Origin of the sequence: Sulfitobacter sp. 1A12056, from assembly GCF_043558125.1 — a bacterium.
Classification (GTDB): domain Bacteria; phylum Pseudomonadota; class Alphaproteobacteria; order Rhodobacterales; family Rhodobacteraceae; genus Sulfitobacter; species Sulfitobacter faviae.
The window spans coordinates 97,975-116,617 of record NZ_JBIFFY010000005.1; the positions used below are offsets into that span (position 1 = coordinate 97,975).

Sequence of the window (18,643 nt, forward strand, 5' to 3'; positions counted from 1 at the left end):
TTCCCACTCTCCACGCTGGGGGGGTGGCGAGGCAATCGGGGCGAGGTTTTTATACCACGGAGGTCTGCGCCGCCCCAGGGGGGCGGGTCGGCGCTGCCCGGCCTGCGGCCGGGCGACCCTAGAAGGTCAATCTGCGGTAAGGCTCAGCCCGGGCTGATCCCGGCACGGTCGAGCATCCCTGCCACCTCGGCAAAAGAGGATTGCGGCGGGGTATGCTCGGCCTTGCGCTGGCTCAGGAAAGCCTCACACGGCCCGGCAAAGGCGATGGCGCGGTCAAGCTCGGGGTTGCTGCCCGCGCGGTAGGCCCCGATGCGGATCAATTCCTCCATATCCGCATGGGCCGCCAGCGCCTTATGGGCGGCGGTGAGCAGCGTATATTCCACATCACTGTGGCAATCCGGCAACGTTCGAGAGACGCTCGCCAGCAGGTCAATCGCCGGGTAGCGCCCCTTTTCGGCGATCTTGCGGTCGAGCACGATATGCCCATCGGTGATCCCGCGCACGGCATCGGCGATGGGGTCGTTCATGTCATCGCCATCCACCAAAACGGTGAAAATCGCGGTGATGTCGCCATTGCCCACTGGCCCCGGCCCGGCACGTTCCAGCATCTGCGGAAGCTCCGAGAAAACCGTCGGCGGATAGCCTTTGGCGGTGGGCGGTTCGCGCGAGGCGAGGCCGATTTCGCGCTGCGCCATGGCGAAGCGGGTGACGCTGTCCATCAAGAGGAGCACATGTTGGCCCTGATCGCGGAAATGTTCGGCCACGGCCATGGCGGTCCAAGCGGCTTGGCGGCGGGTCAGCGGCGGCTCATCGCCCGTGGCGACAACAAGAACCGCCTTTTCCATCCCCTCGGGGCCGAGGTCGGAGGCGATGAAATCCTGTACCTCGCGCCCGCGTTCGCCGACCAGTGCCATGACTACCACATCGCACTCCGTATAGCGTGCCAGCATGGCCATAAGCGTCGACTTCCCGACGCCGGAGCCTGCGAAAATGCCCAGGCGCTGGCCCTGACAAAGCGGCGTAAAAACATCCAGCGCGCGGACATGGGTCGCGAGTTTCGGCCCGATGCGCTTGCGGTCGAAAGCGCCCGGCGGGGCGGCGCGCAGCGGGCGGGGGTTGTTGCCCTCGGGCAGATGCCCTTTCCCGTCGAGCGGTGTGGCCGAGGCGCTGATCACCCGGCCCTTCCAGCTTTCATCGGGGCGGATCACATCGCGGCCAATCGCGACCTCGACCCGGTCGCCCGCCGCCACCCCGCGCCATGAGCCGAAGGGGAGCAATTCGGTGCCGTGACTGCCCAGCCCCACAACCTCGGCATGGACCGGGCCGTCAGAGCCATGCACGATGCAGCGTTCGCCGATCCCAAGCACCCGTTCAAGCCCCACGGCGGTCAGCGTGATGCCGGTGATCGCGCGCACTTCGCCGGTGATCTCGGCCTCGCCTGCCTCGCGGGCGAAACTCGTCAGCTCGGAAAAGAGTGTCTGCATGGATAAATTTCCTCTAGGAGCGCGGGGCAATATTTACTATACAAGGATTAAACAGGCTATAGGCAAAAAAATGAACTTGTCTAATCTTTCTATTCTTGGACTCGCTTCGGACCGGATGCAGTGGCTCTCGGCCCGGCAGAAGGTCGTGTCTGAAAACGTCGCCAATGCCTCGACCCCGAACTACAAGGCGCGCGATGTATCGTCCTTTGAATCGATGCTCAGTGGCGAGTTGTCGCGCGATACCGGGCTGGTGACCACCCATGACAAACACTTCACCGGCGTCGCCCATGGCACGCCCGGCGTGCGCGAAGTGACGGATGGCCACGCCAAGGGCACCACTTTGGATGGCAATACCGTGAACCTTGAAGAACAGGCCGTGAAGGCCGCCGAGATCGGCGATCACTACAGGTTGGCCGCACAGCTTTACCGCAAAAGCTATGACATGCTGACCATGGCCGTCACCGGAAACAGGTAAGGAAAGCCCATGGATCCGCTTCAGTCCATCGCCAAAATCGCCGCCAGCGGGATGACCGCGCAGACCGCGCGTTTGCGGGTGATCTCGGAAAACGTGGCCAATGCCGATTCAACGGGCACCACGCCCGGCGCCGATCCGTTTCGCCGCAAGACCATCAGCTTCTCGGAACTGATCGACCGCAATGGCGGCGGCTCCTTGGTCGAGGTCGACCGCATCGGGCGCGACCAATCCCCCTTTCGCCGCGACTATGACCCGGCGCATCCGGCAGCGGATGAAACGGGCTATGTCAAACGCCCCAATGTCGATCCGATCATCGAGATGGCCAACATGCGCGAAGCCTCGCGCAACTACGAGGCCAATATGAACATGTTCGAGTCGGGCCGCCGGATGCGCGGCCAGATGCTCGACCTGCTGAAGTGAGGCTGACCTGAGATGAGCGATCCCGCCTCCCTGATCTCGACCGCCGCGGTTCGCGGTGCCTATCGCACCTCGCAATCGCTGACGGCGCAAAAGGGCGAAGCCATCGCCGAAGAGGCAGGCGCCAGCGCCAATAGTTTCACCAATATGGTGCAGCAAGCCTCGGAAAGCGCGCTGGAAACGGTGCGCGAGGGCGAAGCCGTAGCCCAAGCCGGGCTGCGCGGTGAGGCGGATACCCAGCAGGTGGTCGAAGCCATGCTGGCGATGGAATCCACCGTCAAAGTGGCCGTGTCTGTGCGCGACCGCTTTGTCGAAGCCTATCAGGAAATTCTGCGGATGCCGATCTAGGCCATGACCGAAACCCAGACCTATGACATCATCTCTGCTACCGTCTGGGCCGTGCTTCTGGCCTCGGGTCCGGTGTTGGGGGTGGCGTTGGCAATCGGTCTGGTGATCGCGTTCTTTCAAGCGCTCACGCAGATTCAGGAAATGACGCTGACCTTCGTGCCCAAGATCGTGATGATCTTTGTCACCCTGCTGGCGGCCACGCCGTTTATGTATGCCACGCTGAAGAACCTGTCGGATACAGTCTTTGACCTCGTGCAGAACGGTGGGCTGTGAGGGGCTGGCGGCATATCGCGGCGGCGCTTTTGGCAGCCGCGCTCGCCTCCCCCGCCCTCGCGCAGGGCTGGGGGTCTTTCTATGAGCCGTCGCAGAAAAATGCGGTGACCAAGACTGCCCGGACGCTGGCCGCCGAGGGCGGGCCCGAAGGCGTCTGCATCCGCGAAATCCTTGCCGCCCAAACCCGGCATGGCATCCCCGACAATCTGCTGCTGGCCATCGGCCTGCAAGAGGCGGGCACCCGCCGCAACGGGCATTTCACGGTCTGGCCCTATGCGGTCAACGCCGCGGGCGAAGGACGGCTGTTTGACAGCCGCAATGCCGCGCTGGACTGGATTGCAGAGCGTCAGGCAAGCGGCATCCGCTCCATTGACGTGGGCTGTATGCAGATCAACATGCGCTGGCACCCGAATGCTTTTGACAGCCCCGCCCAAGGGTTCGATCCGCGGGTGAATGTCGACTACGCAGCGCGCTTTCTCAAGCGCTTGCATCGGCGCACGGGCAGTTGGCTACAGGCGGCGGGGTCGTATCATTCTTTTGAGCCGGAATACCGCGACACCTACCTTGACCGGCTGCAAAAGAACATCTCTGCCGCCAATGCGCGGCTGCCGGAGTTTCAGGCGCTGGCCAGTGCCAGCCCGGCGACGGCCCCTGCCCGTTCGCGCAAAACGGCGCAGCGTGAGGCGGGCCGCTATGACAGGCTGGCGGCCAAGGCCACATGGGGCGCGCAGATCGGCGGGGCGGCGAACGCGCGGCGCTCGCTTTACTCGGCGCATGAGATGCAGCCGGTCCTGCCGCAGTTCACCACCGTCCCTGCGGAGGATGCGGGATGAGCACGAAACCCAATACCCTTCTGCCGCAATTGAGCATGTTTGGCGCCAATAAGGACGTGAGCTTTGCCGTCGGCATGGCGCTGGTGCTGGCGGTGCTCTTCCTGCCGCTGCCGCCGATCCTGTTGGATTTCGGGCTGGCGCTGTCGCTCTCGCTTTCGGTGCTGATCTTCATGGTGGCGCTTTGGATTCCGTCACCCTTGCAGTTCAACTCTTTCCCGACGCTGCTGCTCGTCACCACCATGCTGCGGCTGTCGCTCAACGTGGCCTCGACCCGGCTGATCCTCAGCGAAGGCCATGCGGGGATGCATGCGGCGGGGGATGTGATTCAAGGGTTCTCCAAATTCATCGTGGCGGGTAATTTTGTCATCGGTGTGGTGATCTTTGCCATCCTCGTGATCATCAATTTCGTCGTGATTACAAAGGGGTCGACCCGGATCGCCGAGGTCGCCGCGCGGTTCTCGCTGGATGCGATGCCGGGCAAGCAGATGGCGATCGACGCCGATATGGGCGCGGGGCTGATTGACGAGGATGAGGCCCGCCGCCGCCGCAAGGAGCTTGAGGACGAAAGCGCTTTCTTCGGGGCGATGGACGGTGCCTCGAAATTCGTGCGCGGCGATGCGGTGGCGGGGCTGATCATCACGCTGATCAATGTGATCGGCGGCATCCTCATCGGCGTTGTGCAGCGCGGCATGGGCGTGGGCGATGCCTTCAACGTCTTTACCTCGCTGACCATCGGCGACGGGCTGGTGAGCCAAATTCCGGCGCTTGTCGTCTCGCTCGCCGCCGGTCTGATCGTAACCAAGGGCGGCACGCGGGGGGCCGCCAATGAGGCGGTGTTCGATCAGCTTTCGAACTTCCCCAAGGCGCTTTACATGGCCGCTCTGCTGCTCTTTGGCATCGGTCTTTTGCCCGGCTTTCCGCTGCTGGTCTTTACCCTTCTGGCCGCGGCCATGGTGGGCTTGGGCGTGGTCATCCAGCGCGGCGCGGCCGAGGCGGCAGAGGCCAAGGCGAAGGCCGATGCCGAGGCGCAGAAAAAGCAGGAGATGCCAGAGGTCGACAACAATCCGATGCATCTGGATGAGCTGCGGCTGGTGCTGGGTGAAGGGCTGGTGGCGCTGGCCAACCGCCCCGACGCGGTACTGCCGAGCAAGATCAAATCCCTGCGCAAGCATTTTGCCGAGGAATTCGGCTTTCCCATGCCCTCGGTGCGGATCAAGGATGACGTGAGCCTGCCGATCAACAGCTACGCCTTCCAAATCCACGGCGTCGACGCAGCCAAGGGTGACATCCGCGCCAATCAAATGATGGTGATCAACCCCGAAGGCGCGCCGCTGCAACTGCCGGGTGAGGCCACGCGCGAGCCGACGTTCGGGCTCGATGCGCTTTGGGTCGACAGCAAGGTCGCCGATCAGGCCGAGGCGCAGGGCTATACGGTGGTGGACCCGGAAAGCGTGATCACCACCCATTTGACCGAAGTCGTCAAAGAGAACATGTCGGAACTGCTGACCTATGGCGCGGCAAAAGAGGCGATCGAAGGGCTGGACCGGAACTATCAAAAGCTGGTCAACGATCTGCCTGTCCCCTCCCCCGCCATTCTGGTGCAGCAGGTCTTGCAGGAACTGCTGCTTGAACGCGTCTCGATCCGCAATCTGCCGCTGATCGTCGAGGCGATGGCCGAGGCGACGCGCCAGACTTCCAAGCCCGCGCTGGTGCTGGAGAACGTGCGCCGCCGCCTGTCGAGTCAAATCTGCCAAGGGCTGGCCGATGGGCAGGGCTTCGTGCCGGTCATCACCCTATCGCCCTCATGGGAGGCGGAGTTTATCGAGGCGGTCAAGATCGTGGGCGAGGACCGCACCTTTGTTATGTCGCCCAAACGGGTGCAGGAATTCGTGCTGCAAGCCCGCCAACAAATCCAGCGTTTCGCCTCGGAAGACAGTTGGCCCGCGCTGATGGTCAACCCCGAGGCGCGGTCCTATGTGCGCTCCATGCTGGAGCGGGTCAGCCCGATGACGCCGGTGATCTCCAATGCCGAGATCCATCGCAAGGTGTCCCTGCGGACCGTCGCCACCATCGGGGGCTAGGGATGGACCTTTCCGCCCTTCTGACCGATGCTCTAATGGGGTATTTCGTCGTTTTCGCCCGCATTGGCAGCGCGCTTGTCTTCATGCCGGGGTTCGGGGAGACCTCGGTGCCGATGCGGCATCGGTTGTTCTTTGGCCTGATCCTGAGCGCCGCGCTCTATCCCGTGACCGGCCTCGGCCCGGTGGCCGAGGATCGCCCCGCCGCGCTGCTGTTGATCTTTGGCTCTGAGATCACCGTGGGGCTTTGGATTGGACTGGTGGCGCGCACGCTGCTTTCAGCGCTGCAATTCGCGGGCTATCAGATGGCACTAATGTCGGGGCTGGCCAATGCTTTGGCCCCGAACATCGGCGCCTTCGAGGGGGCGACCTCTATGGCGGCGATGCTGTTGATCGGGGCCACGGCGCTGATCTTCATCACCGACCTGCACCACCTCATCATTGAATCGCTGCTGATGTCCTATCAGGTCTTCGTGCCCGGCACCTTCATGCTGGCCGATCTGACCGACCAATTCGCGCGGGCGACGCAGGTGAGCCTCTACCTTGGCCTGTCGATCGCAGCACCCTTCTATGTCGCGGGTCTGGTGCTGAACGTCGGGATGGGTCTGGCCAACCGCATGATGGCGAGCCTTCAGGTCTTCTTTATCGCCCAGCCCTTGCTGATCGCCGCCGGACTGGCCTTGATGGTGCTGGCCGTTCCGACCATGATGCGCGGGTTTCTTGAGCCTTTCGCGAATTGGCTCACCACCTACGGATTCTAGCCCATGTCGGAAGAGGACAAGAGCAGTAAGACCGAAGAGCCGACGGAGAAAAAGCTCCGTGACGCGCGCAAGAAAGGCGACGTGCCGCAATCGCGTGAGACCGGCACCGCGATGCTGGTCTTTGCCCTGCTGATGATCCTGGTCTTCGTGCTGCCCGCCTCGATCGACGGGATCGTGGCGGCGCTGCAAAGCCCCCTTTTGGGGGCCGGCGTCACCGCCATCGGCACCGGCGGCACTGGTGTTGCAGAAGCAGGCCAGGTGTTGAAATCGCTCGGCTTTACGCTGGGGCTGGCGATGATGCCGGTGGTGGGGATCATGGTGCTGGCAGCCCTCTTCGGCGTGTTAATCCAAGGCGAGACCGTCGTCTCGGCCGAGCGGATCAAGCCGAAGTTTTCCAAGCTGAACCCGCTGTCAGGGTTCAAACGGCTGTTCTCGGCCGAGGCTTTCGTGGAGTTTGCCAAGAATACGGCCAAGGTGCTGGTGATCGGTTTCATTACCGTCTGGGCCGTGCACGACATCGCGCAGTCGCTGGGCCAGACGCAGGCTTTCATCCCCGAGACGCTACTGCAAGCGACCCTGCAAAAGGTGCGCTGGATTTTTCTGGTCACCACCGTGCTTCTGGTGCCCATCGCCATCGCCGACATCATCTGGAAGCGGGCGCAGTGGAAAAAGAAACAGATGATGAGCCTCAAGGAAATCCGCGACGAGCATAAAGACAGTGAGGGTGATCCGCAGATCAAGGGCCGCCGCGCTGAGTTGCGCCGCGCCCGCGCCCGTCAGCGCATCGCGCAGGCCATCCCCAATGCCAGCGTGATCCTGACCAACCCGACCCATTACGCCGTGGCGCTGAAATATGAACAGGGCGTCGATGACGTGCCGGTCTGCGTGGCCAAAGGGGCCGATGTCATGGCCCACCGCATCCGCGAGTTGGCCAAGGAACACGACATTCCGATGATCGAGAACCGCCCGCTGGCCCGCGCGCTGCACGCGGCGGTGGAGGTCGACGACCGCATCCCGATGGAGCATTGGCAGGCCGTGGCCGAGATCATCGGCTTTGTCATGGACCTGCGCCGCAACGTGCGCCGCAAGCCCCCTGCCGGGTCGTCAATCCGCGAAGAATGACGCGCGCTTAGCGCAGGCGCAGCCCTTCGAGGTTGCGGTCGGCGGGGAGTTTGGAGCGTTCCAGCAGGATTTTCGTGATCAACCGCGCCCGGACAAGGCTGAACGAGCCCATGATCTGCGCGGCGTCCCGTTCGGGCATGGCACCGATGACCTGCACGGCGGTCTCCACGTCGATCTCATCCATGATGCCCGCCGCCACCTGCGGCTTCATGTTGCGGTAAAGTTCGACCAGTTTGGTCATGTCCTGATTGTTCGCCTCTTCGATCACCTTGAGCTGCGCGCCGATCTCGTCGCGCAGACTGGCGAGGCGGGTCTGTTCGGCCTTGAGGCTCTGTTCGGCTAGCGCAAGCTTAGCTTCGCGGTCGGCAATCGTGTCGCGTTGCTCTTTCAGCAGGGCCCGCTCTTCGGCGATGGCTTCGGCAATAAGATGGCTCGGCTCGCACATGCCGCTCTCACCCGGGGCGCTGGCATCATAGCTGGGCGGCGCGGGGGCGGCGGCAAGCTCAACAGGGACCGGGGGCGTGTCATCGGGGGTTTCGGCGATGGCCATCATCGGCATGAACTCAACCGTGAGTTTGAGCACGCCAGCCACGCCAAGGCCAAAAAGCGCGATCTTGGGCAGGGAAATACGGCTCATTCCTTACGCTCCTTGGTGATGTCGAAAAAGGTGCGGACCAGTTCGGATTTGCCCTGCACCGCCGCTTGGCCCCGGACCTGCGCACGGCCCTTGAGCCGCGCGGCGCGCATCTGGGCCGGGTTCTGGCCTGCCGGGGCAGGCTCGGGCGCAGCTTGACGGGGCGGCGTGGCCTCGCGCTGCACCGGCGGCTCGGGGCGCTGTACCTTGGTGCTGAGGTCGCGCAGGTCTTCGACCGATTTGGCCGATTGATCGACCGCATTGGAAAAGGCCCCGACCATCGGCTCCATCTCTTTCAGCGTTGCCATCAGGGCGCGAACGCGGCGGTCAAGGATAAAGGCATAGACCAGCGTGCCGACCAGCAGCACGATGATGAGGATATCAATCAAGGCCGGCATCATCGTCGCTGTCCTCCTGATTTTCCTTAGGGAGCAAGGATTGGATCACCCGCAGCGCTAAGGCGCCATTGCTGCGCTGGCCAAAGGCCGCTTGGAACATCGGCTGGGCGTTCACCATGCCGACCACGGGGGTATCGACGGTCATGCCCAGATCAATCACCTGACCGGGCTTCCATTCCAGCACCTCATGCAGCGGGATCGTCACCTGCTGCAGCACGCCGGTGATGGTGACCGTGGTGCTGGAGATCTGACTGTTCATATCCTTGCGCGCGTTGCTGTCGGTGGGCGAGCGTCCGCCAAGGAAGGGCTGCGCAAGCTGGGCGCTGACCTCATCCAGCGTGCCATAGGGCAAGACCAGCGCCATATGGCCGCTGCGGTCTTCGAATTGCATATGCAAGCGGACCAGCACCGTCGCGGTGCGCGGCGCGGCCAGCATGACCGAGCGGGGGTTGGATTCGAGCGATTGAATGTCGAATTGCACCGGGCTGACATCCTGCAGGCAATGCGCCAAACCTTTGAGCGACAATTCCGCCAGCCTGCGGCCCAGTTTCTGCTCAATCGCGGTCAAGCCGCGGGGTTTCCACTGCTGACTGGTGGCGCGACGGCCACCCAGCATGATCTCAAGCACCGAAAACAGCAGGTCAGGCTCGACCACGCAGGCGATCTGGCTGCCCCAGCTTTCCGCATTGGCAATGGCGATGAGCGAGGGCGACTGGATGCTCTCCATCGCGTCCTCATAGGGCATGTATTCCAGCGAGCTCAGCTCGATCTCGGGGGCGACGGTGCAATAGGATTTGAGGTCGGGCACAAGCGCCAACAGCAGACGGTCGATGATGATCTCAAGCGTGGGCAGGCGCTGGAAGCTTTCCCGCGCCTGACGGATCATCGTCTCTTCGAGGCTCAGCGCATCGGGGGAGGCCGCTATCGTCATTGCACCACCATATCGGCAATCAGGATTTCATGCGGCGCGTCGGTGTGCCCCACCGCCCGCGCCCGGCGCAGCAGTTCGGTCTTTAGCATCGCCAGCCCATAGCTGCCCGACAGATCGCTGACATGCAACTGGCGCAGGAAATCTTGGAAGCTGTCGCGCAGGTAAATCTCACGCGCGACCAGACGGTCCGCGCCCTCGGCGGTTTCATCATAGACCATCAGCATGTTGAGCTTGAGGAAGCGGCTGGTCTGCCCGCCCTGCGGGCCGGTGTCGGTGACGTTCACGATGATCTCAGGAAAAGGCATGACCGGCATTTTCACTTCGGTCTTGGGCTTTGCGCCGTGGCCGTCTTCGCCGCCCTTCTCGCCGTGATCGTTCTCAGCCGTCTCAACGGTCTCCTCACCCCCCAGCCCGGCCATTTCAAGCAACCCCGAAGGCCCGATGGCCAGCGTGACCCCACCCAGACCCGCAAGAAGGCAGAGCAAGACGACAGCAAGGATAGCGAGAGGCTTTTTCATTCTTTCACTCTTAATCGGATCCCGCGCGAAGCGCCACATACAAGAACAAATACATCTTCAAACAAGCTTTATTGCAACAGAAACCTGTTTATTTTTCGGATCGACCAAGTATAAATCGATATATGCTTGCATAGTGAGGGCCGAGTGGAGAATGCTCGGGCCATACAACCGAGTGAGGGGCCGTGAATCAGATCGTTGAAAACCTTAAGGATTTGGGTCCAAAGCGGCTGGCTCTTCTCGGCGGCATCGGTCTGGCGATCACCGCGGCCATCTTCATCGGCGCGCGGACCATCCTCGCCCCCACCTATGTCCCGGTTTACAGCCAGTTGAGCCCCGGCACCGCCTCGCAGATGATGCAGACGCTGGAACAGGCGGGGCTGACGGTCGATCTGTCGCGCAACGGCGACACCATCTCGGTCGCCGAGACCGACATCGCCCGCGCCCGCATGGCGTTGGCCGATGCAGGGCTGCCGGGCGAAGGCGTGCCGGGGTGGGAGATTTTCGACAATATGTCCGGCATGGGGATGAACTCCTTCATGCAAAAGGTGAACCGGCTGCGCGCGCTGGAAGGTGAGTTGGCCCGGTCGATCCAGACGATCAGCGGCATCAAGGCCGCGCGGGTGCATCTGGTGCTGCCCGAACGCGCCGCCTTTTCGCGCAGCCGGGCTGAGGCCAGCGGATCGGTCATCGTGCGGTCGCAGGCCAATACCAGCATGACCCGCCGTCAGGCGCAGGCGATCCAAGCGCTGGTGGCCTCCGCCGTGGCGGATTTGGAAGCGCAGAACGTGACCGTCCTCTCGGCCTCCGGCGAGACGATCCTGGCCAAGGATGAGGGCGGCAGCTCCGACTTCTCGCTGCAAGGGCAGCGCAGCATGATCGAAGAGCAACTGGCGCAAAAGGTTGAATCGATCCTCAACGCCCGCGTCGGGCCGGGCAATGCCCGCGTGCGGGTCAGCGTCGATCTGACGACCGAGCGCGAAGTGCGTGTTTCGCGCACATTCGACCCCGCCCAGCAGGTCGCCCGGTCGATTGAGACCCGCGTGCGCAACTCGAACGAGACCGACCCGGCGGCGGCCACGGTGGATGTGGCCAACAACATCCCCGATGAGCTGCGCGACGATGCGGGCGGGGCCGCAGGCCAGTCCACCCGCTCGGAAAACGATGAGATCATCAACTACGAGATCGGCTCGGTTCAGAGCGAATTGGTGCGCGAGCCGGGCGATATCGAGCGTATCTCGGTCGCGGTTCTGGTCAACGGCAGCTATGGCACCCTGCCCGATGGCTCCGAAGGCTATATCGAGCGCAGCTCCGAGGAGATGGCGCGTCTGACGCAGCTGGTCAGCACGGCCATCGGCTTTGATCAGGCCCGGGGCGATCAAGTGCAGGTCGACAGTCTGCAATTCCTCGATTTCGATTCCGAGTTCAGCAACCCCGCCAGCCGTGGCTTGGGCGCGGTGCTCGCGGACAACGCCATGACCATCCTGCGCTCGCTCTTTGCCTTGGCGCTGGTGGCGATCATCATGGTGCTGGGCGCGCGCCCCCTGCGCATGGTGCTGGACGCCACCCTGCCCCAGCCCGCACTGGCCGGTGCCGGAGCCGATGCGGCGCTGCTGGACGGCCCTGAGGAAGACAACGCGCCCAAGGCGCTGACCGGCGGCACCCAGAAAGAGACGCCGCAACACCGTCTGCCCACCCCGGCGGGGGCGCAGACCGGTGCGGTGCTTGGCCCAATGGATGAAATGCCCCGCGACATGGTGCATCTCGCCTCGGTCGAGGGGGCGGTTCAGCACAGCCAATTGCGCGCCGTGGCCGAACTGGCCGAGGACAACACCGATGACGCCCTGCGCGTTCTGGGCGAATGGCTGTCGGAAGGGGATGATCTGTGATCACGAGCCTCAAGCTTCAGAACTTCGACGAAGACGGCAAGAGCAAGCCGCAAGACCCGGCGCTGCCCACCCCCGAAGAGATCGAAGCGAAAATCAAGAAGGCCCATAAGCAGGGCCATATCGAAGGCTATCTGGCCGGGGCCGATGCTGGCCGGGCCGAGATGCACCAGACCATGCAGGCCGAACATGCCGCCATGGCCGAGAAGCTGGCGCAGGAACTGGGGCGGCTGGCACAGGCGATGCAGGCCCATCAAGAAGCGCTGATGGCGCAGATCGTGGGCTTTACCCTACAAACCTGCGAGATCGTCCTGCCCGAGGTGATCGAACGGCTCTCGACCGCGCGGGTGAAAAAGACCGTGACCCAATCGCTGAAAATGGCCATCGGGTCGAGCCATATCAAAGTGCGCCTGTCGCCCGCCACGCTGGATCAGATCGGCCCCGAGTTGCGGCAACGGGCGGTCTATTACAAATGCGACAGAATGCTGGACCTGCGGGCCGATCCCGAACTGCCCGATGGCGATGCGCGCATGGAATGGGACCACGGCAGCCTTGATTACGGGTTCAAAAAGATTTGCGACCGCCTGCTTGCCGAATTGCGCGACACCCATGCGCGGGCGCTGAAAGCACAAAAGGAGAAGGACGGAAATGGACAAGCCTGACCTGCAATCCCCCCAAGACGACAACAAGGCCACAGACGGCAAAGCGCCTGACGTCACGCCAGAGCAGCCGCGCGCCGATGCCTTTGGCAACGCCGCCAGCACGGGCGGCGATGATGCGGGCGTCTTCCCGCAGCTCGACACCGAAGACTCGCGCAACGCGCTGGCCCCCCGCCCCGAGGCGGGCGGCGCGGGCATCAACGCGATGCTGAACGTCGGCCTCGACGTGCAGATCGTGCTGGGCCAAGCCCGCATGCCGATCTCGCGCCTGCTGGAACTCACCCGCGGCTCTATCGTGGAGTTGAACCGCAAGATCGGTGCACCGGTGGACCTTATGGTCTCGGACCGTCTGGTGGCGCGCGGTGATCTCGTAAAGGTCGGCGAAGACCGGCTGGGCGTGTCCCTGACCCAGATCGTCAAGGACTATGTCCCTGACTGACCTCCCCTCTCTGCGCGCATATGCGTCAGGCCGCATGGGCCTTGCCCTGCTGGTGCTTCTCGCCAGCGGCGGCATGGCCGTGGCCCAAGATGGCGGATTTCTCAGCACGCTTTCGGATGTGATTGGCGACACCGCGCCGGGCAGTGATGAGAACGCCAACCTTTCAGGGCGGATCGTCCAGTTCATCGCGCTGGTCACCGTGCTCAGCATCGCGCCGGGGCTGTTGGTGGTGATGACCAGCTTCACGCGCTTTGTCATCGTCCTGTCGATGCTGCGCTCGGCCCTTGGCCTGAACCAGACCCCGCCCAATATCGTGCTGACCTCGCTGGCGCTCTTCATGACCTTCTTCGTCATGCAGCCGGTGTTCGAGGACGCCTATGAGGCCGGAGTCGAGCCGCTGTTGGAAAACGCCATCGCCGAGGAACAGGCGCTGGAGCGGATCGCCGCGCCCTTTAAGACCTTCATGTACGTCAACACGCGGCCCGAAGACTACGCCCTGTTCCTGCGCATCGCGCCCGCGGATGAAGAGGCCGAAGAAAGCCCCCTGCCCGCCTCGGCAGAAGAGGCCACCTTCCGCCATCTGGTGCCCGCCTTCATGATCTCGGAACTGCGCCGCGCCTTTACCATCGGTTTTCTGATCTACCTGCCCTTCGTCGCCATCGACCTTATCGTCGCCTCGGTTTTGATGAGCGCGGGGATGATGATGCTGCCCCCGGTACTCATCTCCTTGCCGTTCAAGGTGATCTTCTTTGTGCTGATCGACGGTTGGTACATGCTGGCGGGATCGCTGATTGAAAGCTATGTGCCGCTTGCCGGTGGCTGACCTGCACTGAAAGGATCTCTCCATGTCGACCAATGCCCTTTCCAAATCCCGCAGAAAGCCCATCACGGTGGAGGATCTGAACGGTCCGACCAAAGCCGCCATCACCTTTCTCTGCCTTGGCGAGCAGACTGGATCGGAACTCATGCAAAAGCTCGGCACTGCCGAGATCGAGCGTATCACCAGCGCCATGAGCCACCTTGGCCCGATCCCGGCAGAGGTGGTGGAACATGTGCTCAAAGAGTTCACCCAAAAGGTCGTCAGCGGCACCGGTTCGGTCGTGGGGTCGCTGTCGACGGCGGAATCCATGCTGCGCAAATTCATGCCCGAAGAGCAGGTGAGCAACATCATGGAGGGGCTCAAGAACAGCGAGCGCGAAAGCGCCATGTGGCGCGGCTTTGGGGCGCTGGATGAGACGGTGATCGCCAATTACCTCAAGGGCGAGCATGACCAGACCGCCGCGGCGATCCTCAACAACGTGGACACCGGCGTGGCCGCCAAGGTGCTGCCGCTGCTGGGCCCTGAGCGGATGCAGGACATCGCCGAGCGCATGATCGCGATGGAGGCCGTACCGCTGCATATGATGCAGCAGATCGAAGAGACATTGAAACAAGACATCCTGTCGAATGCGATGCACACCAATTCGGTCGAGACCCATCAGCGCATGGCGGATCTGTTCAACCAGTTGGATGTGCAGGCCTTTGAGGAGCTTTCCGGCGCGCTGGACGCGCGTATTCCGGACGCTTTCCAAGCCATCAAACAGCGCATGTTCGTCTTTGATGACCTGTTCAAACTGCCGATGCAGGACTTGGCGCAGGTCATGCGCGGACTGGATGGGGCGACCCTTCCGATGGCGATGCGCGGCGCCAAGAAAGAGCAGCGCGATCACCTGATGGAATGCTTGCCGCAACGCTCGCGTCAGATGCTGATGGACGAGATGGCCGCCACCGGCCCGGTCCGGGGCCGCGACGTGCGCGCGGCACAGGCCGCCATGGTGGAATATGCTAAGAGCCTTGCCGATCAAGGGGTGATCGAACTGCCCTCGGCCGCCGATGACGACGAATTCATCGAATAGGGTGGATCAGCGGTAGACGCTTGACGCGCTATAGCCGCCGGTGATCGTGGGGATGTCGATGGTCGCGGCCGTAAAGCTGCCGCCCTGCCCGATCGAGACGGCCCCCTGCATCAGCGAAAGCACCGTGCTCGACGACGAAGAGACACCTTCGACCGCATCGTAAATCGCCGAGAACCGCGAGACGAGCTTGTCGACCTCCGCCGGGTCTTGCAGCTTTTCGATGTCGAGCTTCTGCTCGAAAAGTGCGATCTGACGGTCGAGATCGACTTGGATCGCCTCATCCGGCACACCAAGCGCGCGGCGCATGAATTTGCCGAGGTCTTCGTCCTTCAGCACGTCGAGCCAAGAGTCGATCTCAGCGGCTTTGGATTTGAACTCCAAGGCGATGCGCGCGCCTTCGTTGTCCTCTCCGGCCTCGTTCAGCACGAAACGTTCCTTGAAACGGTCGATCATCTCGGCCTGCCAATCGACCTTATCAAGGTTCGCGCTGCTCCCCCCTCCGGGCGTGAAGCCCAAAGTCAGATACATCTCGCGAATCTTGGGGTCGCTGAGGCGGTTCACCAGTGCGGAACTGTCGGTGATATCGCTCTCCAACGTCTTGCGGATCATCGCCTTGCCAAAGATCTGATCTTCAAGGTCGAAGGCCCGCATGACGAAAGTATAGACTTCCGTATCGGCAATCAGTTCCTCCGGGGAAGAGATGCTGCCGATACGCTCTTCAAAGGCTTCGATCTGCCGGGCGTTCAGGGCGTTGCTGGCGGCAAGGTCGAGCTGTTTGTCGCGCGTTGCGTCAAACAGTTTGACCGCCACCTGCGTGCCCATGCCGCCCAGCGAAATCATGCGTGCGCGGCCTCATGGCTAGAGGCGGGCGGCACCGGGCGAAGCTGCATGAGCTCGGTCTCGTATTTGAGCACCGCGCGCAGCTCGCTCATCGCCTTGTAGAAATCGGCCATGGAGACGAAATTCGCCGCTTCCATGATCCGGGCGCGCATGTCTGCGCCAAAGCAACAGGCCAGATCGGCCAAGCCCTGCTGGATCATCGGCAGGATTTGATCGCGTGTATCGGGACGGATCAGCGCAGTCTGCACCAAGAAGTAGACCTTGGAGACGGGCGTGGATTCCGCATCTGGCTTCAACAGATCGGACTCGCGCACGATGTCGGCGCGGTTCTCGACCGTCAGCGCTTGGCGGCGGTCGCCGTTGCGGATGACGCAGCCGTTTACAACAACGCGTTCGCGGGGGCGGAGGGTGAGTTTCAGCATCTTACACCTCCTGCATCTGCGGCGCGGCCTGCCCGGCCAGACCGGCGGCGATATTGCCGTTGATCTCGACGAGACCCGCCAAGCGGCCTTCGCCAGCCATCAGCGCGGTGCTGTGACGGTCTACCCAAAGCGCGATGGAAATGAGCGAGGCTTTCAACCCGTCGGGCATCTTGTTTTCCGGCTCGGACAGGTCAAAGCGCAGGGCCGACCAGAACCGTTGATTTTCGTAGATCGCATCGCGCAGACCGGAGGCGAGGATGTTCAACCGCTCGCTCTTGTCGTCTGTCGTATCGAAGCCTTGGCCCTTTTCGGCAAGGTCATGTGTGACGCGGCTCAGGATGCGGCGCTCGATCTGCCGCGGGGTTTCGCTTTCGCGAATTGTTCGTTTGTATGCTGCCAGCCCCATAGGAATTCTTCCTTGTTTTTATCGTTTGCTGCCTGCCAACCGCAAATTCTGAGGCGGTTGGATCGGGGCCAGAGCACTAGGCCCCGGCCCCGAAAACCCTAATCCTTAACGGAACAGGCTCAGGATGTTCTGCGGTGCCTGGTTGGCGATCGACAGGGACTGCGATGCCAGCTGCTGCTGAACCTGAAGCGCCTGAAGACGGGCGGCTTCTTCTTCCATGTTGGCGTCAACCATCGCGCCAACGCCTGAGTCGAGGTTGTCGGAGAGCTTGGTCAGGAATTCCTGCTGGTTCTCGATAGATTTTTCAGCAACGCCCAGTGTGGTTTCTGCCGAAACAGAACGTTCCAACAAACCCTGAGCAGTCGTAAGGGTATTCTTGAGGTAGGTCTCTTTCGCAGTATCCGTTGTCAAAGCGTTGTAGTTTGTTGTCAGGTTATCTGAGATGATCTTAAACTCGTTGTGGATCTCTTTCAGATCGACGCCATTGACGGTCATATCCGTAGTGGCAAAAGTGTCGTTCAGACGACTGATGCCGGTCACGACAGTCAACGTACGCTCGCCAGTGCTCGTTGCAGCATTTGTCGTAATTAGACCACTCGTACCGTCTACGACTGCGTCGGTGACAGTATCGCCAGCTGCCACGAGGTCATCCCCGTTAAAGGTCGACTGACTGATCGATGTGCCCATTTGCTTAACGATCTCTGCCAACTCCGTCGCAATATCGTCAATTGTAGCATCGCCACTCTGTGCGAATGCCACACGTTCAGAGAATTGGTTGGCCAAATCTTTTACGCTTTCCGCGCCCACTCGGGCCGTGGCAAGCGAATTCTTAGTCAGAGTCAGGCTTTCGTTCACAGCCTTAGTCATTCCGCTGTCACCCTTCATCGTTTCGGAGATAGCGAAATATGCAGCATTATCCTTTGCCGACCCAACCTTCAAACCGGTCGAGATACGGTCCTGCGTTTGGTTCAGGTTCGAGTTGACGTTCCGCAGGGTCGACAGGGCGTTCATTGCGGATGTGTTTGTGTTGATCGAAGACATATTCTTATTCCAGACTATTCTAGTTCGTTATGTCGTCTTTCTGACAACTGCGGGGCGAACCCGCTTGATTACGTTTTTACGCGAAAAACTGGCAACATTGAGGCAATTCAGAAACTTTTGTCCACGGTTGTCATCAGTGTTGCGCGGTTGTCACGTTTCGCACCGCTTCGGCCGTAAATGCCTGCAATGCTGTGCTTTTCCCGGATTTGGGAAACCTGTGAGATCATCTCTGACGTGGCTTGGCGGGCCAATTGCAGGTGGTGATGATCCCGCGCGATCAGATCTTTCAGATCGCGCAATTTATCTGTGCTGACCGCCTCGGGATCTTGGCTGAGTTGCTCTTCCAGCACGGCGGTGAGTCGGGCTTTTTCGCTGGCAAATTCGACCAGTTGGTTGAACGCCCCGCCCTCGACCGCGGCGATTTCGCGGCGCAGCAGATTGCCCAATGCGTCAACGGCGGCGAGTGCTTTGCGCGGATCACTCATCGGTCGGCCCCCGTTTGATAGCGCTGCATGGCGGTTTCAATTGTACGGGCGATTCCGGTGCTGTTCTGCTCGGCGATGCTTTCGCCAATCGCGTTGGACAGAAAGCTGCGCCAAGTCTCTTCGGCATGCCCCCCGCCGAAGCTGCCGATGTCCACGGTCGAGAGCATTTCATCGACCATCTGGCCGAGGAACATGGCCTCGAACTCCTGCGCCTTTTCGGCGGTGACGGCATCGGCCTGCGGGGCTGCCGGTTTGGCCGCCGGGGTCGGCGCGGGGATTGGGAGAGATGCGAATTCCATGA

Annotated in this window: 24 protein-coding genes; 13 read left to right on the top strand and 11 right to left on the bottom strand. The window is 62.0% G+C overall.

Annotated elements, in window-relative coordinates; genetic code table 11:
- Positions 1-143: 143 nt before the first annotated feature.
- Positions 144-1,484 (bottom strand): FliI/YscN family ATPase, encoded by a 1,341-nt coding sequence (locus tag ACGYLD_RS11460; RefSeq protein WP_271692026.1) that lies wholly within the window; start codon positions 1,482-1,484, stop codon positions 144-146.
- A 70-nt stretch (positions 1,485-1,554) separates the two neighbouring features.
- On the opposite strand from ACGYLD_RS11460, the gene flgB reads away from it, so the two are divergent.
- From flgB to flhB, 8 genes are read left to right on the top strand one after another with little or no spacing between them, the layout of a single operon-like run.
- Positions 1,555-1,959, top strand: a complete 405-nt coding sequence (flgB, locus tag ACGYLD_RS11465) for a flagellar basal body rod protein FlgB (RefSeq protein WP_067261029.1) — start codon at positions 1,555-1,557, stop codon at positions 1,957-1,959.
- A gap of 9 nt (positions 1,960-1,968) precedes the next feature.
- Entirely contained in the window at positions 1,969-2,379 is a 411-nt protein-coding gene (gene flgC, locus ACGYLD_RS11470; RefSeq protein ID WP_067261031.1) for a flagellar basal body rod protein FlgC, read from the top strand.
- Between the two features lie 12 nt (positions 2,380-2,391).
- Positions 2,392-2,724: a flagellar hook-basal body complex protein FliE gene (locus tag ACGYLD_RS11475; RefSeq protein ID WP_067261033.1), complete on the top strand. Its 333-nt coding sequence runs from the start codon at positions 2,392-2,394 to the stop codon at positions 2,722-2,724.
- Between the two features lie 3 nt (positions 2,725-2,727).
- Positions 2,728-2,997, top strand: a complete 270-nt coding sequence (gene fliQ / locus ACGYLD_RS11480) for a flagellar biosynthesis protein FliQ (protein ID WP_067630399.1) — start codon at positions 2,728-2,730, stop codon at positions 2,995-2,997.
- Complete coding sequence (locus ACGYLD_RS11485) at positions 2,994-3,830, top strand: lytic transglycosylase domain-containing protein (protein ID WP_394402612.1); 837 nt, start codon at positions 2,994-2,996, stop codon at positions 3,828-3,830. The genes fliQ and ACGYLD_RS11485 overlap by 4 nt, the downstream gene beginning before the upstream one ends.
- A complete protein-coding gene (gene flhA, locus ACGYLD_RS11490) occupies positions 3,827-5,911 on the top strand; it encodes a flagellar biosynthesis protein FlhA (RefSeq protein WP_394402614.1) in 2,085 nt (694 codons plus the stop codon). Before ACGYLD_RS11485 ends, flhA begins: the two co-directional genes overlap by 4 nt.
- A 2-nt stretch (positions 5,912-5,913) precedes the next feature.
- The gene (locus ACGYLD_RS11495; RefSeq protein WP_168613101.1) at positions 5,914-6,669 is read left to right on the top strand and encodes a flagellar biosynthetic protein FliR; all 756 of its coding nucleotides are present in this window, start codon (positions 5,914-5,916) and stop codon (positions 6,667-6,669) included.
- Between the two features lie 3 nt (positions 6,670-6,672).
- On the top strand, positions 6,673-7,791 hold the full coding sequence (gene flhB, locus ACGYLD_RS11500) for a flagellar biosynthesis protein FlhB (RefSeq protein WP_394402616.1): 1,119 nt from the start codon (positions 6,673-6,675) through the stop codon (positions 7,789-7,791).
- 7 nt (positions 7,792-7,798) lie between these two features.
- Here flhB and ACGYLD_RS11505 read toward each other — a convergent pair whose 3' ends face one another.
- Genes ACGYLD_RS11505 through fliL form a run of 4 tightly spaced genes read right to left on the bottom strand, consistent with a single transcriptional unit; the run spans position 7,799 to position 10,272 of the window.
- Complete coding sequence (locus ACGYLD_RS11505) at positions 7,799-8,428, bottom strand: MotE family protein (protein WP_067261044.1); 630 nt, start codon at positions 8,426-8,428, stop codon at positions 7,799-7,801.
- Positions 8,425-8,823, bottom strand: coding sequence for a flagellar motor switch protein (locus tag ACGYLD_RS11510; protein WP_394402618.1), 399 nt, complete (start codon positions 8,821-8,823; stop codon positions 8,425-8,427). The genes ACGYLD_RS11505 and ACGYLD_RS11510 overlap by 4 nt, the downstream gene beginning before the upstream one ends.
- Positions 8,807-9,754 (bottom strand): flagellar motor switch protein FliM, encoded by a 948-nt coding sequence (locus ACGYLD_RS11515; protein WP_067261046.1) that lies wholly within the window; start codon positions 9,752-9,754, stop codon positions 8,807-8,809. The genes ACGYLD_RS11510 and ACGYLD_RS11515 overlap by 17 nt, the downstream gene beginning before the upstream one ends.
- A complete protein-coding gene (gene fliL / locus ACGYLD_RS11520; RefSeq protein WP_394402620.1) occupies positions 9,751-10,272 on the bottom strand; it encodes a flagellar basal body-associated protein FliL in 522 nt (173 codons plus the stop codon). Before fliL ends, ACGYLD_RS11515 begins: the two co-directional genes overlap by 4 nt.
- Before the next feature lie 182 nt (positions 10,273-10,454).
- Between fliL and fliF the strand changes: the two genes are divergently transcribed.
- Genes fliF through ACGYLD_RS11545 form a run of 5 tightly spaced genes read left to right on the top strand, consistent with a single transcriptional unit; the run spans position 10,455 to position 15,148 of the window.
- Positions 10,455-12,158 carry a flagellar basal-body MS-ring/collar protein FliF gene (gene fliF, locus ACGYLD_RS11525; protein WP_271692033.1) on the top strand — a complete coding sequence of 568 codons (1,704 nt, stop codon included), beginning with the start codon at positions 10,455-10,457 and terminating at the stop codon, positions 12,156-12,158.
- Positions 12,155-12,817, top strand: coding sequence for a FliH/SctL family protein (locus tag ACGYLD_RS11530; protein ID WP_276153930.1), 663 nt, complete (start codon positions 12,155-12,157; stop codon positions 12,815-12,817). Before fliF ends, ACGYLD_RS11530 begins: the two co-directional genes overlap by 4 nt.
- A complete protein-coding gene (locus ACGYLD_RS11535) occupies positions 12,804-13,253 on the top strand; it encodes a FliM/FliN family flagellar motor switch protein (RefSeq protein ID WP_271692036.1) in 450 nt (149 codons plus the stop codon). Before ACGYLD_RS11530 ends, ACGYLD_RS11535 begins: the two co-directional genes overlap by 14 nt.
- Positions 13,240-14,076 carry a flagellar type III secretion system pore protein FliP gene (gene fliP, locus ACGYLD_RS11540; RefSeq protein ID WP_271692038.1) on the top strand — a complete coding sequence of 279 codons (837 nt, stop codon included), beginning with the start codon at positions 13,240-13,242 and terminating at the stop codon, positions 14,074-14,076. The genes ACGYLD_RS11535 and fliP overlap by 14 nt, the downstream gene beginning before the upstream one ends.
- A 22-nt stretch (positions 14,077-14,098) precedes the next feature.
- Complete coding sequence (locus ACGYLD_RS11545; RefSeq protein WP_394402623.1) at positions 14,099-15,148, top strand: flagellar motor switch protein FliG; 1,050 nt, start codon at positions 14,099-14,101, stop codon at positions 15,146-15,148.
- A 6-nt stretch (positions 15,149-15,154) separates the two neighbouring features.
- Here the strand turns inward: ACGYLD_RS11545 and ACGYLD_RS11550 are convergent, their stop codons facing one another.
- From ACGYLD_RS11550 to ACGYLD_RS11575, 6 genes are all read right to left on the bottom strand, one after another.
- Positions 15,155-15,988 (bottom strand): DUF1217 domain-containing protein, encoded by an 834-nt coding sequence (locus ACGYLD_RS11550; RefSeq protein ID WP_394402625.1) that lies wholly within the window; start codon positions 15,986-15,988, stop codon positions 15,155-15,157.
- Positions 15,985-16,410 (bottom strand): flagellar biosynthesis repressor FlbT, encoded by a 426-nt coding sequence (locus tag ACGYLD_RS11555; protein WP_322329176.1) that lies wholly within the window; start codon positions 16,408-16,410, stop codon positions 15,985-15,987. The genes ACGYLD_RS11550 and ACGYLD_RS11555 overlap by 4 nt, the downstream gene beginning before the upstream one ends.
- A 1-nt stretch (position 16,411) precedes the next feature.
- Positions 16,412-16,816, bottom strand: a complete 405-nt coding sequence (flaF, locus tag ACGYLD_RS11560; RefSeq protein WP_394402627.1) for a flagellar biosynthesis regulator FlaF — start codon at positions 16,814-16,816, stop codon at positions 16,412-16,414.
- Between the two features lie 105 nt (positions 16,817-16,921).
- Complete coding sequence (locus tag ACGYLD_RS11565; protein ID WP_394402629.1) at positions 16,922-17,857, bottom strand: flagellin; 936 nt, start codon at positions 17,855-17,857, stop codon at positions 16,922-16,924.
- A 107-nt stretch (positions 17,858-17,964) separates the two neighbouring features.
- The gene (locus ACGYLD_RS11570; RefSeq protein ID WP_394402631.1) at positions 17,965-18,342 is read right to left on the bottom strand and encodes a hypothetical protein; all 378 of its coding nucleotides are present in this window, start codon (positions 18,340-18,342) and stop codon (positions 17,965-17,967) included.
- Positions 18,339-18,641, bottom strand: coding sequence for a rod-binding protein (locus ACGYLD_RS11575; RefSeq protein ID WP_394402633.1), 303 nt, complete (start codon positions 18,639-18,641; stop codon positions 18,339-18,341). Before ACGYLD_RS11575 ends, ACGYLD_RS11570 begins: the two co-directional genes overlap by 4 nt.
- Positions 18,642-18,643 lie beyond the last annotated feature (2 nt).

Bases quoted from the DNA above. Each gene is read 5' to 3' on its own strand.
- ACGYLD_RS11555 (WP_322329176.1), bottom strand. From the start codon at position 16,410: ATGCTGAAACTCACCCTCCGCCCCCGCGAACGCGTTGTTGTAAACGGC.
- ACGYLD_RS11460 (WP_271692026.1), bottom strand. From the start codon at position 1,484: ATGCAGACACTCTTTTCCGAGCTGACGAGTTTCGCCCGCGAGGCAGGC.
- flgC (WP_067261031.1), top strand. From the start codon at position 1,969: ATGGATCCGCTTCAGTCCATCGCCAAAATCGCCGCCAGCGGGATGACC.
- flgB (WP_067261029.1), top strand. From the start codon at position 1,555: ATGAACTTGTCTAATCTTTCTATTCTTGGACTCGCTTCGGACCGGATG.
- ACGYLD_RS11550 (WP_394402625.1), bottom strand. From the start codon at position 15,988: ATGATTTCGCTGGGCGGCATGGGCACGCAGGTGGCGGTCAAACTGTTT.
- fliP (WP_271692038.1), top strand. From the start codon at position 13,240: ATGTCCCTGACTGACCTCCCCTCTCTGCGCGCATATGCGTCAGGCCGC.
- ACGYLD_RS11570 (WP_394402631.1), bottom strand. From the start codon at position 18,342: ATGAGTGATCCGCGCAAAGCACTCGCCGCCGTTGACGCATTGGGCAAT.
- flhB (WP_394402616.1), top strand. From the start codon at position 6,673: ATGTCGGAAGAGGACAAGAGCAGTAAGACCGAAGAGCCGACGGAGAAA.
- ACGYLD_RS11535 (WP_271692036.1), top strand. From the start codon at position 12,804: ATGGACAAGCCTGACCTGCAATCCCCCCAAGACGACAACAAGGCCACA.
- ACGYLD_RS11515 (WP_067261046.1), bottom strand. From the start codon at position 9,754: ATGACGATAGCGGCCTCCCCCGATGCGCTGAGCCTCGAAGAGACGATG.
- ACGYLD_RS11545 (WP_394402623.1), top strand. From the start codon at position 14,099: ATGTCGACCAATGCCCTTTCCAAATCCCGCAGAAAGCCCATCACGGTG.
- flhA (WP_394402614.1), top strand. From the start codon at position 3,827: ATGAGCACGAAACCCAATACCCTTCTGCCGCAATTGAGCATGTTTGGC.
- ACGYLD_RS11575 (WP_394402633.1), bottom strand. From the start codon at position 18,641: ATGGAATTCGCATCTCTCCCAATCCCCGCGCCGACCCCGGCGGCCAAA.
- ACGYLD_RS11505 (WP_067261044.1), bottom strand. From the start codon at position 8,428: ATGAGCCGTATTTCCCTGCCCAAGATCGCGCTTTTTGGCCTTGGCGTG.
- flaF (WP_394402627.1), bottom strand. From the start codon at position 16,816: ATGGGGCTGGCAGCATACAAACGAACAATTCGCGAAAGCGAAACCCCG.
- ACGYLD_RS11475 (WP_067261033.1), top strand. From the start codon at position 2,392: ATGAGCGATCCCGCCTCCCTGATCTCGACCGCCGCGGTTCGCGGTGCC.
- fliL (WP_394402620.1), bottom strand. From the start codon at position 10,272: ATGAAAAAGCCTCTCGCTATCCTTGCTGTCGTCTTGCTCTGCCTTCTT.
- ACGYLD_RS11495 (WP_168613101.1), top strand. From the start codon at position 5,914: ATGGACCTTTCCGCCCTTCTGACCGATGCTCTAATGGGGTATTTCGTC.
- ACGYLD_RS11510 (WP_394402618.1), bottom strand. From the start codon at position 8,823: ATGCCGGCCTTGATTGATATCCTCATCATCGTGCTGCTGGTCGGCACG.
- fliQ (WP_067630399.1), top strand. From the start codon at position 2,728: ATGACCGAAACCCAGACCTATGACATCATCTCTGCTACCGTCTGGGCC.
- ACGYLD_RS11565 (WP_394402629.1), bottom strand. From the start codon at position 17,857: ATGTCTTCGATCAACACAAACACATCCGCAATGAACGCCCTGTCGACC.